The sequence below is a fragment of the Streptomyces sp. LMG1-1-1.1 genome (genome assembly GCF_040815545.1).
In the GTDB taxonomy this organism is placed as follows: domain Bacteria; phylum Actinomycetota; class Actinomycetes; order Streptomycetales; family Streptomycetaceae; genus Streptomyces.
Genome location: NZ_JBFPNH010000001.1, coordinates 312,297 through 325,666, shown reverse-complemented (window position 1 = coordinate 325,666; position 13,370 = coordinate 312,297). Strand labels below are relative to the sequence as shown.

Sequence of the window (13,370 nt, the reverse complement as noted above, 5' to 3'; positions counted from 1 at the left end):
GAGGCATGGTCAGTACCGATCGGTAACTTTACCTCGGCAAAGGTCGGAATCACGCCACGGCGGCCGCGGGTCACCCGATCGTCAACACTCCTCCACAGGACTCCCACTGACGAGGTGATAGGTCGCGCGCGCGTCGAGGAGCAGCGGGACCAGGGCGCGCTGCGACTGCCGCAGCGGTACGAGGACCCCGGCGCCGTCCCGTCGGACGGTGACCCCGTGCAGGTCGAGTTCGTCGCCGACCTCGGCGTACTGGGCGGCGTCGAGGCGGTAGCCGCACGGAGGGTCGGCGATGACCTCGCCCGGCTCCGGCGCGTCGTTGTCGGCGCCGCCGAGGTACACGGGGCCCCGGTCGGCGAACCCGGCGTTCCGGGCCGCGGCGGTCGCCGCGATCAGCGGCCCGCGCCGCTCCTTCAGGTAGGCGAAGGCTCCGTCGAGCGCCGCGTGCTGGGTGGCGACGCGCCGCCGGTGGTTGCGGGCCGGGTCCGTCTCCTCGGCGTCGTCGAACGCGTCCACCCGGGTCTCGACGAGCAGTCCGGCGGAGTGCTTGATGCCGGCCGTGTTGCGCAGGATCCGCTCCTGGCCGTCGCCGGCGACCTGCTTGAGCGGCTGCCCGGTGACGGGGTCGGTCCAGATGCCGTAGATGCCGCTGCTGTACCCGGCGAGCCCGGCGGTGGGCCGGACGTACGACTCGGAGAGCGTCCGCGACTCGTCGTGGACGCGCGCGTCGGCGTCGAGGCTACGGGGCCAGAGGGCGAGCAGGTCCTTGTCGTAGTAGCGGGGGGTGGCACCGTACTCGTGCAGGTCGTAGACGAGTTCGGGCCGCCGGTCGCGGAGGACGGCCGCGACGGCGCGCGCCTCGGCGGTCCGCAGGGCGATGTGGTCGCGGTTGACGTCGACGCCGGCGCCGTTGCCCCGGGTGTCGGCCTCCCGGCCGTCGGGGTTGGCCGTGGGGACGACGAGGACGGTCGTCCGGGCGAGGAAGCTCAGGGTCTCCCGGTCCCGGGCATACGCGAGGTCGCGCACCGTGCTCAGACAGGCCTCGCGGCCGGCGGGTTCGTCGCCGTGCTGGCTGCAGACGAGCAGCACGGTGGTGCCGCCCTTCCCGGTGCCGAGGGTGGCGAGCCGGAGCGGGCGGCCCTGCGCGGTCGTGCCGATCACGCGCAGCGCCACACGGTCGCTCCCCCGGTCGACCGCCGCGAGGAAGTCCCGCTCCTCGGCCTCGCTCGTCCAGCGGGCCCCCGCGCTCGCCTCGAACCCGGTGCGCGGCGGCGGCTCCGCCGGCGGGGTGTCCGCCGCCTTGGCGGGCACGGTGACGAGCGGCAGCCCGAGGGTGGCGGCCCCCACCACGAGGGCGAGGGCGCGCCGCGAACTCCGGTACGCGGTACGGATCCTCATCGGCCCGCTCCCGGCCCGGGCAGGCGCGGTCCCGCGACGGCGGCGGGCGGTACGGGGCCGCTCAGGGACGGGACGGCGGCGGGCGGCGACGGTACGGCCGGGGCCGCTCCCGTCGTGGCCCGGGCGAACGCGCCCGCGCCGCCGACCAGGGGCAGCTTCGCCCAGGTGCGGGCGAGGTCGAGGGTGAGGGTCGGGGTGGTCGACGGAGGGTCGAGGAGGTCCCTGTCGGTGCCGCCGACGATCAGGGCCAGGCGGTGTCCGGCGGGGACGACGTGGTCGGTGGCGGCGAGCCTCAGCGTGAGCGTGTACGCCCTGCCGGGGGTCAGCGGGCGCTCCCGGCCCGGGTCGGCCCAGGTGCCGAGATCGGCCCAGCCCCGGCTGACGACGGTGAACCCGACGTCCGTGGTGCGGGCGGCGGTCGCCTTGAAGCAGGCGCTGTCGCCGGGGGTGCTCGCACCCCAGCAGGTGCGGTCGGTGAGGGTGGTGATGCCCTCCCCCGCCGCCGCGTAGTCGCGGATCGTGTCCGGGCCGAGGTCGACGAGCACGGCGGAGAGGTGCGCGGTGGCGGTGGTCGGGGTCGCGGTGACCGTCACCGTCGAGGAGCCGGAGATCCGCAGGTCGCGGGAGAGCGGGCGGGTCGCGAACCCGGCCTTCTCGGGGGTCGCCGAGTCGATCCGGGCCGCCCAGTCCAGCTCGCCCAGGCCCGGGTCGTCCGTGAACGTCGCGGTGGACCCGGGGGCGGCGGGCGTGCGCCCGAGGACGCCGGGGCCGGGCGCGGTGCCGGGCGCGGGCCGCAGGGTGGTGGTCGCGGTGGTGCTCGGCGGCCACTGGCGGTCGGTGGTCCACCGGTCCGGGGCGCGCTCGATGTCGGCGACCGGTTCGCGGTCGATGCCGTTCTCGTATCCGAGCAGGTAGTGGTCGAACCAGCGGTGCAGGGTGCGGACCCAGTCGGCGCGCCGGAAGTCGAAGGGGTCGACGTGTCCGGTCTGCGAGAGCCAGATCTTCCGCTCGACGCCGTGGGCGGCGAGCGCGTCCCACCACTGGCCGAACTGGTTGGCGCGGACGTTGAGGTCCTGCTGCCCGTGGACGACGAAGACGCTGGCCCGGACCTTGGAGGCGTCCTTCACGTGGTCGCGCTCGGTCCAGGCGGCGGTGCGGTCGCCGCTGTAGGGGGTGGCGGCGGCGATCCGGTCCTGGACGGCGCCGCAGCGGGCCTGCGCCTCCGGGCTGTTCACGTACTCGGAGAGCCAGCTCGGGTTGGCGTTGTAGAGCGGGGCGCCCTGGGAGTGGAAGTAGTCGTACCAGGAGGAGATCGCGCCGATCGGCACGATCGTCCGCAGCCCCTCGACTCCGGTGGCGGCGACGCCGTTGGCGATGGTGCCGTCCCAGCTCTTGCCGATCATGCCGACGTCGCCCGTGCTCCAGCCGGTGGCGCGGGCCGGGGTCGTGCCGGTCCGGCTGGTGTAGCCGCGGGCGCGGCCGTTCAGCCAGTCGACGACGGCCTTCGCGGACTGGACGTCGGACCGGCCGCCGACGTCGTCGCAGCCGTCGGAGCGGCTGGTGCCCGCGAGGTCGACGGCGGCGAAGGCGTAGCCGCGCGGGACGAAGTAGTTGTCGTAGAAGAGCGGGAGCCGGTCGGGGTTGCCGTCGGCGTCGTACGTCTTCTTCTGGCCTTCGTTGCCTCGTCCGCAACAGGCGTAGTACGGGCTGGCGTCCATGATGACCGGGATCCGCCGGCCGGCCGCCGCGGGCTCCCGGGGCCGGACGATGTCGACGGCGACCCGGTCCGCGCGCCCGTCGCCGTCGCCGTCGAGGCCGGTGTCGACCCAGACGGACTCGCGGACGGCGTCGGCGTACGAGTGGACGGGGCGGGACTCGCGCACGGCGGGCGCGGACGGGGCCGCCGCGACCGGGGCCGCGGGCTGCGGCCGGGCGCCGGCCGGAGTGACCAGCGTCGCGAAGAGGGCGGCCGTGGCCGTGGCCACGAGGGTTCCGTACGACAGTCGGGCTCCGGGTGTTCTCCGCTTTCGCATCGGCATGGGCCGGAACGTACCCCGGTCGACTCCCGCGCAAAAGAGTGCCGGAGGGAATCGAGCGGGAATGGCGTGACGCAAGGTTCATGTCGGCCGAATGGCGATCGTGTGACAGGGGGTCCCCTGGACGTGACGGTGCGTCGGGAGGCTGAATAGTGTCCAAGCTAAGGACCGGCGCCCACCCACACGCCTTACGTTTCTTACGACTTGGAGCACCCGTGCATCGCAGACTCATCGTTCCGAGCGCCCTCGCGGCCTCCCTGCTGCTGGCGATCCCGGCATCGGCGGCCGACTTCGTCCCCGGTGCCGCGGGCATCGGCGACTCCTACTACCCCGCCAGCGGCAACGGCGGTTACGACGTCTCCCACTACGACCTGCGCCTGAAGTACCAGCCCGCGACGGACCTGTTGGAGGGCACGGCGACGATCCTCGCCACCACCACGCAGAACCTGTCCCGCTTCAACCTGGACTTCGCCCTGAAGGTCAGCGAGGTACGGGTCAACGGGCGGTTCGCGAAGTTCACCGCGTCGGGGGACCACGAGCTGGAGATCACGCCGGCGACCCCGCTGGAGAAGGGCAAGGCGGTCTCGGTCGTCGTCCGCTACGCGGGCAAGCCGTCCGAGGTCAAGATCGACGGCTGGTCGGCCTGGGCCCGCACCCCGGACGGCGGCGTCGCCGCGCAGGAACCCGACTCGGCCGTCTGGTGGTTCCCGTCCAACGACCACCCGCTGGACAAGGCCACCTTCGACGTCTCCGTCTCGGTGCCGGACGGGCACCAGGCCATCAGCAACGGCGTCCTCCAGTCGCAGTCCTCGCGGCTCGGCTGGACCCGCTACGCCTGGCGCTCCAACAAGCCCCAGGCGCCGTATCTGGCCACGCTGGCCGTCGGCAGGTTCGACATCACGACGGACAAGACCGCGAACGGGCTGCCCGTCCTCAACGCCTACAGCAAGGACCTCGGCGACAACGCGGGCGCGGCGCGCGCCTCGATCGAGCGCACGACCGAGGTCGCCGAGTGGCTCGAGTCGGTCTACGGGCCGTACCCGTTCAACTCCCTCGGCGGTTACGTGCCGAACGTGACCAGCGGTTTCGCCCTGGAGACGCAGACCCGCCCCTTCTACAGCCCGCGGCAGTTCGCCAACGGCGCGAACGTGTCGGTGGTCGTCCACGAGCTGGCGCACCAGTGGTACGGCGACAGCGTGTCCGTCCACGACTGGAAGGACATCTGGGTCAACGAGGGCTTCGCCCGCTACAGCCAGTGGCTCTGGTCGGAGAAGGAGGGCGAGGGCACGGCACAGGAGCTGGCGGACTACGTGTACGCCGCCCGGCCTGCCGACGATCCCTTCTGGACGGTGAAGCCGGGCGACCCGGGCGCCGAGAACCAGTTCCACGGCGCCGTCTACGACCGGGGAGCACTCGCCCTCCAGGCGCTGCGCAACGAGATCGGCGACGAGGACTTCTTCGCGATCCTCAAGGGCTGGCCGCAGGAGTTCGCCTACGGCAACGCGCGGGTCTCCGACTTCGTGCGGTACGCGGAGCGGGTCTCCGGCAAGCCGCTGGCCGGGCTCTTCGACACCTGGCTGTACCAGCCGGTGAAGCCGTCCGCCCCGGCGGTGGGGGCGGACGGTACGGCGGCCCGGTCGGGCGCGCTCGCGGCGTCGCCCACCACGGCCGGGCAGCCGGGCGGCACGCCGGCGAAGCCCGTCCAGCCGAAGTCGTGGAAGAAGATCGCGGCGACGAACACGATCCACGAACGGGACGCGCACGGCGGCCACTGAGCCGTGCCGTGACCGGGGCCGTCCGTCAGCGCGGGGCGCTGCGGGCGGCCTCGCGCGCCTTCCTGGCCAGGGGCAGGTAGCGGAGCCGTTCCGGCAGGACGGGGACGACGGCCCGGACGATCCGGGCGTACCGGCGCAGGGTCCGCTCCTGCGCGTCGCTCCAGTCCAGGCCGATGGCCTCGCGGGCGTCCGCCGGCATCAGGCCGACGGTGAGGAAGGCGCGCAGCCGCAGGAACGGGCGGCGCAGGACCGGCCACAGGAGCCGGAGCGCGATCCTGACCGGCAGCGGGCCGCGGTCCGGGGCGGGCACGGGTAGGTCGGTGTCGAGCAGCTCCCGTACGACGACGGTCGCCTCGAGCTCCTCGGCGAGGACCTTGCGGTAGTACGGCCAGAACGCCTCGATCGTCTGCGGCATGTCCCGGTCGTGGATGCCGAGGACCCGGCCGACCTGGAGCCATTCCGCGTACAGCCGCCGTTCCTGCGCCTCGGTGAGGGGGCGGGCGAGGAGGCCGAGCCCGCGCAGGTACACGGGGAATCCCGTCGCGTGCACCCACGCGTAGTAGGCCGGGGTGAGCGCGTGGTAGCGGCGGCCGTTGGCGTCGGTACCCTGGATGTTCCGGTGCAGTTCCCGGAGTCGGCGGCCCTCCCGCGCGGCGTCCTCACCGCCGTAGATCCACAGCTGGAGCGAGCGCAGGGAGCGTTCGCCGCGACCCCAGGGGTCGGTCCGGAAGACGGAGTGCTCGTCGACTCCGGCGCCGATCGCGGGGTGGGCGACCTGCATGGTGAGGGCGGCGGGCAGCATCAGGAGGGCCCGGACGTCACCGGCGACGGTCCACAGCACCCCGCCTACGGGCGGCGGCGCCGGGTCGGCGACCCGGGCCTGGTCGAGGCTCGTCCCAGACGGCATGGTCTCTCCTCCTCTGTCTCCAGGCTGCCACGCACGGCGAAGGGGCCGACGCCCGGGCTGTCGCGGCCCGGGCGTCGGCCCCTCGGTGGGTGTACGGGTCAGCGGCGGTCGGCGCCGACCGGCTCGCCGACGATGCGGGCGGCGAGGGCGTGGGCCCAGGCGTCGACGTCCGCGGTGAGCTCGCGCTCGGCGGCGGCGCGCTCGGCGGCGATCTTCTCGACGCCGGCGGCGACGATCGCGTCGCGCTCGGCGATGCCCTCGGCGCGGGCGGCGGCGATGGCGGCCGAGCCCTCCTCGGTGGCGCGGGAGCGGATGCGGGCGGCCTCGTGGCGGGCCTCGGCGAGCTCCGCCTCGTACTGCTCACGGATCTTCGTGGCCTCGGCGCGCAGGTCGTCGGCGCGGTCGGTGCCGCCCTCGATCGCGTCATCGCGCTCGTCGAGCGTGCGCTTGATCTTCGGCAGGATGCCCTTCGCCAGGATGAGGAAGGTCAGTCCGAACACCACGAGGCCGAGGATGAGCTCGGCCCAGACGGGGTTGAGCGGACCGAGGTCCGTCTTGAAGATCTGCGAGTTCGCGAGGGTCATGCGCGCATTCTACCTGGTCCAAACAAGGACAATTCAGACACCGGGGCGAGAGTTGGCGTGATCGTGCTCGCTCGGCAAGATTCCCGGCATCCAAAGGCTACCGGAAGGTAATCACGGCTGATTGTATGTGCGGCGCCAGGCCAACCCCCCACGCCTCCACAGGAGTTCACGTGTCCTTCGCCGCCTTCCGCCGCACCCCGGGCGCCGCGCTCTCCCTCGCGGTCGCCGCCGCCACACTGGCGGTCACCGCCCCGGCCGCGTCCGCCTCCGCCACGGCCACCGCCGCCGAGGCCCCGCGACTGAAGGTCCTCACCTACAACACGTTCCTCTTCAGCAAGACGCTCTACCCGAACTGGGGCCAGGACCACCGGGCCAAGGCGATCCCCGCCGCCGCCTTCTTCCAGGGGCAGGACGTCGTCGTGCTCCAGGAGACCTTCGACAACTCCGCCTCGGACGCCCTCAAGGCGAACGCCGCCGGGCAGTACCCGTACCAGACCCCCGTCGTCGGCCGCAGCAAGACCGGCTGGGACGCCACCGGCGGCGCCTACTCCTCGACCACGCCCGAGGACGGCGGCGTGACGATCCTCAGCAAGTGGCCGATCGTCCGCAAGGAGCAGTACGTCTACAAGGACGCCTGCGGCGCCGACTGGTACTCCAACAAGGGCTTCGCCTACACCGTCCTCGACGTCAACGGCAGCCGGGTCCACGTCGTCGGCACCCACGCCCAGTCCACCGACCCCGGCTGCTCGGCGGGCGAGGCGGCGCAGATGCGCAGCCGCCAGTTCAAGGCGATCGACGCCTTCCTCGACGCCAAGAACATCCCGGCGAACGAGCAGGTGATCGTCGCCGGCGACATGAACGTCGACTCCCACACCCCCGAGTACGGCACGATGCTCGCCGACGCGGGCCTCGCGGGCGCCGACGCCCGCACCGGCCACCCGTACTCCTTCGACACCGCGCTGAACTCGATCGCCTCCGAGCGCTACCCGGACGACCCGCGCGAGGACCTCGACTACGTCCTCTACCGCGCCGGGAACGCCCGCCCCGCCGGCTGGACCAACAACGTGGTCCTGGAGCAGAGCGCCCCGTGGACGGTCTCCAGCTGGGGCACGCAGTACACCTACACCAACCTGTCCGACCACTACCCCGTCACCGGCTTCTGACCGGGACCCCTCAGTAGGGGTACCCGCCGAACATGCCGTAGAGCCAGACACCGAGCACCGCGCCGACGCACAGCAAGACCACCCAGGAGCCGGCACTCGTGTGCCGCTCCTTCCGGGGCCGGCGGCCGGGCCGGGTGGCGCGAGCCGTCCGGCCCGGCCCTCCCCGCTTCTGCGGCTTCCCGGCCCCGGACGGCCCCGCCGCCAGATCGCCGGCCCCCGCCACATCCGCGAGCAGCCGCCGGCACACCGCCGCCAGCTCCCCCGTCCCGGCCGTCAGGTCCACGACCACCTCCGTCCGCGCCGGCGCCGTCGTCCCCCCGTCCAGGATCCGCCCCGCCCTCACCAGCGCCCTGTCCTTCCCCCCGGTCGGCGCCAGGCTGATCCACCGCCTCACATGCTCCCCCCGTATCACCACCCCACCACCCCGCTCCCGGTACACCGTGTGCTCCCGCCACAACACCCCGGCCAACTCATCAGCCGTCTCCCTGAGTTGCGCGTACATCCGACTCCCCCGCTCCCTACCCGACACGATCAGCGGCCGACTCTAACCCGCCTCGTCGAACACCTCTACGACAACCCGTCCCCGCGCCCCTTACCCGCCGAAGTCGTACACGGTGACCGATATCCCCCGGTCCACCAGCCGCCGGAGAACGAGGGGCTCGACCTTCTCCCAGGAGCCGCCGGCGAGCCCGCAGCCGATGCGGGGCATGTGCACGGACGCGCCGAGCCCGGCCGCCTTGTCCCCGAGCTGCCCGAGGGCGGCGTCGATCGCCTCGTACCGCACGGGGACGCCGCTGCTCCGCCCCGTCCGCATCCCCCGCTGCCCGACCAGGTTGGCCACCCAGACGTACGGCTCGACCCGGACGAACTGGGCAGCGCCGAGGCCGAAGTCGTTCCGCGCCCGCTCGCGGTGCCAGCGCCGGTAGGCCGCCTCCGGTTCCGGCCAGCGCCGCGAGACGGCCAGGACGAAGCCCTTGCCCCAGCCCCCGAGGTCGTTGCACACGTGCGCGACGATCTTGACGCCCTTGCCGTGCGGTGCGGTCGCGTCCCCCCGGACGTACGTGATCCCGTTCATGACGATCACGCTACGACCCACCACTGACAGTCGCGCCGGTCTTTTACACGGCTGGTGAGACAGCAATACTGTTGGACCATGGAGCAGGCGAGCGGCGCGCGGGAGCCGGTGTACACCGTGGACGAGCTGGCGGCGCGGGCCGGGGTGACGGTGCGGACCGTGCGGTTCTACGGGACGCGGGGGTTGTTGCCGCCGCCGGTGATCGGGGCGCGGAGGGTGGGGCACTACGGGCCTGACCACGTGTCGCGGCTGGCGTTGATCGAGGAGTTGCAGCGGCAGGGGATGACGCTGGCGGCGATCGAGCGGTATCTGGAGCAGTTGCCGGCCGATCTGAGTGCGCAGGACCTGGCGATCCACCGGGCGCTGGTGGCGGCATGGGCCCCGGAGTCGGCGGAGACGATCACGCGGCGGGAGTTGGAGCGGCGGGCGGGGCGGGGGCTGGCGGAGCGGGACGTGGACCGGCTGGCGGCGATGGGGGTCCTCGACCGCACGGACGAGGACGACACGTACCGGCTGGACGGGTCGTTGCTGCGGCTCGGGGTGGAGCTCCTGGACGTGCCGATCGAGCACGAGACGATCCTGGCCTCGCGGACGGTGCTCCTGGAGCACGCGCGCACGGCCGCGCAGGAGCTCTCCCGGCTTTTCCAGGAGCAGGTGTGGAACCCGTACCGCGAGAGCGGGGAGGACCCGGACCACCTGACGGCGATGAGGTCGCTGTCGGCACACATGCAGCCGATGGTGGTCCAGGCCCTCGTCACGGCCTTCCAGCGCTCGCTGAGCGAGGAGCTGAGGACGGCGTTCCGGAGCCCGTGAGGCCCCCGGCCGGGAGCCCGGGGCCCGTGTCAGGGCCCGTGAGGCCTCCGACCGGGAGCCCGGGGCTCACGTCGGGAGCCGTGAGGGCCGGCCCGGAGCCCGGGGCTCGTGTCAGGAGCCCGGGGCTTGCGTCGGGAAGCCGTGAGGGCCGGCCCGGGGGCGGAGGGGGCGGTCAGGAGTCGGTGAAGAGCTCGCCTTGTTCGGCCTTCCGGACGAGGAGGGCGGTGGGGGTGAACCGCTCGCCGTAGGTGTCCGCCAGTTCGCGCGCGCGGGCGACGAAGCCGGGGAGTCCGCCTTCGTAGCCGTTGATGTACTGGAGGATGCCGCCGGTCCAGGCGGGGAAGCCGATGCCCATGATGGAGCCGATGTTGGCGTCGGCGACCGAGGTGAGGACGCCTTCCTCGAGGAGGCGGACGGTGTCCAGGGCCTCGGAGAACAGCATCCGCTCCTGCATGTCGCGGAAGGGGATCTCGTACCCGGGCTTGGCGAAGTGCTCGCGCAGGCCGGGCCAGAGCTTGCCGCGCTTGCCGTCCTGGCCGTACTCGTAGAAGCCGGCGCCGCCGCTGCGGCCCGGGCGGCCGAACTCGTCGACCATGCGGTCGATGACGGCCTCGCCCGGGTGGGTGGTCCAGGTGCCGCCCTCCTCCTCGACCGCCTTCTTCGTCTCGTTGCGGATCTTGCGCGGGAGGGTGAGGGTCAGCTCGTCCATGAGGGAGAGGACCTTCGCCGGGTAGCCGGCCTGGGCCGCGGCCTGCTCGATCGAGGCGGGCTCGATGCCCTCGCCGACCATGGCGACGCCTTCGTTGATGAAGTGGCCGATCACCCGCGAGGTGAAGAAGCCGCGCGAGTCGTTGACGACGATCGGGGTCTTGTTGATCTGCCGGACGAGGTCGAAGGCGCGGGCCAGCGCCTCGTCGCCGGTGCGCTCGCCCTTGATGATCTCGACGAGCGGCATCTTGTCGACGGGCGAGAAGAAGTGCAGGCCGATGAAGTCGGTCTGGCGCTCGACGCCCTCGGCGAGGACGGAGATCGGCAGGGTCGAGGTGTTGGAGCAGAGCAGCGCGTCGGGCGCGACGACGTGCTGGATCTCCTGGAAGACCTTGTGCTTGAGCGCGGTGTCCTCGAAGACCGCCTCGATGACGGCGTCGCAGCCGGCGAGGTCGGCCACGTCGCCGGTGGGGGTGATTCGGGCGAGCAGCGCGTCGGCCTTCTCCTGGGTGGTGCGGCCGCGCGAGACGGCCTTGGCGCACAGCTTCTCGGAGTACGCCTTGCCCTTCGCCGCCGACTCGGCGGAGACGTCCTTGAGGACCACGTCGATGCCGGCGCGGGCGCAGGAGTACGCGATGCCGGCGCCCATCATGCCCGCGCCGAGCACGGCGACCTTGCGGACCTGGCGCTTGTCCACGCCCTTCGGGCGGCTCGCGCCCGAGTTGACGGCCTGGAGGTCGAAGAAGAACGCCTGGATCATGTTCTTCGCGGTCTGGCCGATGACCAGCTCCGTGAAGTAGCGGCTCTCGATGGTGAGCGCGGTCTCGAAGTCGACCTGGGAGCCCTCGACGGCGGCGGCCATGATGGCGCGGGGCGCCGGGTAGGGCGCGCCGTTCAGCTGCTTGCGCAGGTTGGCGGGGAAGGCCGGCAGGTTGGCGGCGAACTTGGGGTTCGACGGGGTGCCGCCGGGGATGCGGTGGCCCGGGACGTCCCAGGGCTGGCGGGACTCCGGGTGCGCGTCGATGAAGGAGATGGCCTTGGCCATCATGTCCTCGGGGGTGGCGGCGAGCTCGTGGACGAGACCGCTGTCGAGGGCGCGCTGCGGGTTGTACTGGGTGCCCTGGAGCAGCACCTTGAGCAGGGCGTCGGTGATGCCCATGAGGCGTACGGTGCGGGCGACGCCGCCGCCGCCCGGGAGCAGGCCGAGCGTGACCTCGGGCAGGCCGATCTTGGAGCCGGGGGCGTCGAGGGCGACGCGGTGGTGGGAGGCGAGCGCGATCTCGAAGCCGCCGCCGAGGGCGGCGCCGTTGATCGCGGCGACGACGGGCTTGCCGAGGGTCTCGATGCGCCGCAGGGCGTTCTTGATCTCGATGGCGGAGTCGAAGATGTCACGGGCGTGCTCGGGGCCCGCCTTGACCATGTCCTTGAGGTCGCCGCCGGCGAAGAACGTCTTCTTGGCGGAGGTGTAGATGATGCCGCGGATGGAGTCCTTCTCGGCCTCCACCCGGTCGGCGATGGCGATGATCGAGGCCCGGAAGGCCTGGTTCATGGTGTTGGCGGACTGGTTCGGGTCGTCGAGGACGAGGGTGACGATCCCGGTCGCGTCCTGTTCCCAGCGGATGGTGGTGCTCTCGCTCATGGCTCTGCTTCTCCGTAAGAGGGGTGCGGACGGGACGGTCAGACGCGCTCGACGACGGTGGCGATGCCCATGCCGCCGCCCACGCAGAGGGTGGCGAGGCCGTAGCGCTTGTCCTGGCGCTCCAGCTCGTCGACGAGGGTGCCGAGGATCATCGCGCCGGTGGCGCCGAGCGGGTGGCCGAGCGCGATGGCGCCGCCGTTGACGTTGACCTTGTCCAGGGTGATGCCCATGTCCTTGACGAAGCGCAGGACGACGGCGGCGAAGGCCTCGTTGATCTCGATGAGGTCGATGTCGTCGATGGTGAGGCCGGCCTTGGCGAGGGCCTTGCGGGTGGCCGGGGCGGGGCCGGTGAGCATGATGGTCGGCTCGGAGCCGGAGACGGCGGCGGAGACGATCCGGGCGCGCGGGGTCAGGCCGTACCGCTCGCCGACCTCCTGGGAGCCGATGGCGACGAGGGAGGCGCCGTCGACGATGCCGGAGGAGTTGCCGGCGTGGTGGACGTGGTCGATCTCCTCGACCCAGTGGTACTTCTGCAGCGCGACCGCGTCGAAGCCGCCCAGCTCGCCGATGTCGGCGAAGGAGGGCTTGAGGCGGGCGAGGGAGTCGGCGGTGGTGCCGGGGCGGAGGTGCTCGTCGTGGTCGAGGACGACGAGGCCGCTGCGGTCGAGGACGGGGACGACGGAGCGGGCGAAGCGCCCGTCCTTCCAGGCCGCGGCGGCGCGTTCCTGGGAGAGTTCGGCGTACTCGTCGACGTCGCGGCGGGTGAAGCCCTCGATGGTGGCGATGAGGTCGGCGCCGATGCCCTGGGGGACGAAGTTGGTCTCCAGGTTGGTCATCGGGTCGGCGAACCACGCGCCGCCGTCGGAGGCCATCGGCACCCGGGACATGGACTCGACGCCGCCGGCGAGGACGAGGTCCTCCCAGCCGGAGCGGACCTTCATGGCGGCCATGTTGACCGCTTCGAGGCCGGAGGCGCAGAAGCGGTTCTCCTGGACGCCGGCGACGGTGTCGGGCAGGCCGGCGGCGATGGCCGCGATCCGGGCGATGTCGGAGCCCTGGTCGCCGACGGGGCCGACGACGCCGAGCACGATGTCGTCGATGGCGGCCGGGTCCAGGCCGGGGTTGCGGGACTGGATCTCCCGGATGAGGCCGACGACCAGGTCGATGGGCTTGGTGCCGTGCAGGGAGCCGTTGGCCTTGCCGCGTCCGCGCGGGGTGCGGATCGCGTCGTACACGTACGCTTCGGTGCTCACGGGAAGCCTTTCGCGATGAGGG

Annotated in this window: 11 protein-coding genes; 3 read left to right on the top strand and 8 right to left on the bottom strand. The window is 72.5% G+C overall.

Features of this window, described 5'->3' with window-relative positions; translation table 11 throughout:
• Positions 1 to 81: 81 nt before the first annotated feature.
• Entirely contained in the window at positions 82 to 1,395 is a 1,314-nt protein-coding gene (locus MRBLMG1_RS01335) for a M14 family metallopeptidase (protein ID WP_367819823.1), read from the bottom strand.
• Positions 1,392 to 3,434, bottom strand: a complete 2,043-nt coding sequence (locus MRBLMG1_RS01330; protein ID WP_414721468.1) for a Xaa-Pro dipeptidyl-peptidase — start codon at positions 3,432 to 3,434, stop codon at positions 1,392 to 1,394. The genes MRBLMG1_RS01335 and MRBLMG1_RS01330 overlap by 4 nt, the downstream gene beginning before the upstream one ends.
• Before the next feature lie 212 nt (positions 3,435 to 3,646).
• Between MRBLMG1_RS01330 and MRBLMG1_RS01325 the strand changes: the two genes are divergently transcribed.
• Positions 3,647 to 5,206 (top strand): M1 family metallopeptidase, encoded by a 1,560-nt coding sequence (locus MRBLMG1_RS01325; RefSeq protein WP_367819821.1) that lies wholly within the window; start codon positions 3,647 to 3,649, stop codon positions 5,204 to 5,206.
• A gap of 25 nt (positions 5,207 to 5,231) precedes the next feature.
• On the opposite strand, the gene MRBLMG1_RS01320 is transcribed toward MRBLMG1_RS01325, so the two are convergent.
• Both MRBLMG1_RS01320 and MRBLMG1_RS01315 read right to left on the bottom strand, forming a co-directional pair.
• Positions 5,232 to 6,113, bottom strand: a complete 882-nt coding sequence (locus MRBLMG1_RS01320; RefSeq protein WP_367819819.1) for an oxygenase MpaB family protein — start codon at positions 6,111 to 6,113, stop codon at positions 5,232 to 5,234.
• 98 nt (positions 6,114 to 6,211) lie between these two features.
• Entirely contained in the window at positions 6,212 to 6,697 is a 486-nt protein-coding gene (locus MRBLMG1_RS01315; protein WP_367819817.1) for a hypothetical protein, read from the bottom strand.
• Positions 6,698 to 6,822: 125 nt separating this feature from the next.
• On the opposite strand from MRBLMG1_RS01315, the gene sph reads away from it, so the two are divergent.
• A complete protein-coding gene (gene sph, locus MRBLMG1_RS01310) occupies positions 6,823 to 7,860 on the top strand; it encodes a sphingomyelin phosphodiesterase (protein ID WP_414721467.1) in 1,038 nt (345 codons plus the stop codon).
• Between the two features lie 10 nt (positions 7,861 to 7,870).
• Here the strand turns inward: sph and MRBLMG1_RS37280 are convergent, their stop codons facing one another.
• Together MRBLMG1_RS37280 and MRBLMG1_RS01300 are read right to left on the bottom strand one after the other, a co-directional pair.
• Positions 7,871 to 8,362: a hypothetical protein gene (locus MRBLMG1_RS37280; protein ID WP_414721465.1), complete on the bottom strand. Its 492-nt coding sequence runs from the start codon at positions 8,360 to 8,362 to the stop codon at positions 7,871 to 7,873.
• 90 nt (positions 8,363 to 8,452) lie between these two features.
• Positions 8,453 to 8,935 (bottom strand): macro domain-containing protein, encoded by a 483-nt coding sequence (locus MRBLMG1_RS01300; protein WP_367819812.1) that lies wholly within the window; start codon positions 8,933 to 8,935, stop codon positions 8,453 to 8,455.
• A gap of 78 nt (positions 8,936 to 9,013) precedes the next feature.
• Between MRBLMG1_RS01300 and MRBLMG1_RS01295 the strand changes: the two genes are divergently transcribed.
• Positions 9,014 to 9,748 (top strand): MerR family transcriptional regulator, encoded by a 735-nt coding sequence (locus MRBLMG1_RS01295; RefSeq protein WP_367819811.1) that lies wholly within the window; start codon positions 9,014 to 9,016, stop codon positions 9,746 to 9,748.
• A gap of 172 nt (positions 9,749 to 9,920) precedes the next feature.
• Here the strand turns inward: MRBLMG1_RS01295 and MRBLMG1_RS01290 are convergent, their stop codons facing one another.
• A complete protein-coding gene (locus tag MRBLMG1_RS01290) occupies positions 9,921 to 12,095 on the bottom strand; it encodes a 3-hydroxyacyl-CoA dehydrogenase NAD-binding domain-containing protein (RefSeq protein WP_367819809.1) in 2,175 nt (724 codons plus the stop codon).
• Between the two features lie 38 nt (positions 12,096 to 12,133).
• Positions 12,134 to 13,348: an acetyl-CoA C-acetyltransferase gene (locus MRBLMG1_RS01285; RefSeq protein ID WP_367819807.1), complete on the bottom strand. Its 1,215-nt coding sequence runs from the start codon at positions 13,346 to 13,348 to the stop codon at positions 12,134 to 12,136.
• Positions 13,349 to 13,370: the final 22 nt, after the last annotated feature.

Bases quoted from the DNA above. Each gene is read 5' to 3' on its own strand.
- MRBLMG1_RS01335 (WP_367819823.1), bottom strand. From the start codon at position 1,395: ATGAGGATCCGTACCGCGTACCGGAGTTCGCGGCGCGCCCTCGCCCTC.
- MRBLMG1_RS01330 (WP_414721468.1), bottom strand. From the start codon at position 3,434: ATGCCGATGCGAAAGCGGAGAACACCCGGAGCCCGACTGTCGTACGGA.
- MRBLMG1_RS01315 (WP_367819817.1), bottom strand. From the start codon at position 6,697: ATGACCCTCGCGAACTCGCAGATCTTCAAGACGGACCTCGGTCCGCTC.
- MRBLMG1_RS01295 (WP_367819811.1), top strand. From the start codon at position 9,014: ATGGAGCAGGCGAGCGGCGCGCGGGAGCCGGTGTACACCGTGGACGAG.
- MRBLMG1_RS37280 (WP_414721465.1), bottom strand. From the start codon at position 8,362: ATGTACGCGCAACTCAGGGAGACGGCTGATGAGTTGGCCGGGGTGTTG.
- MRBLMG1_RS01290 (WP_367819809.1), bottom strand. From the start codon at position 12,095: ATGAGCGAGAGCACCACCATCCGCTGGGAACAGGACGCGACCGGGATC.
- MRBLMG1_RS01320 (WP_367819819.1), bottom strand. From the start codon at position 6,113: ATGCCGTCTGGGACGAGCCTCGACCAGGCCCGGGTCGCCGACCCGGCG.
- sph (WP_414721467.1), top strand. From the start codon at position 6,823: ATGTGCGGCGCCAGGCCAACCCCCCACGCCTCCACAGGAGTTCACGTG.
- MRBLMG1_RS01300 (WP_367819812.1), bottom strand. From the start codon at position 8,935: ATGAACGGGATCACGTACGTCCGGGGGGACGCGACCGCACCGCACGGC.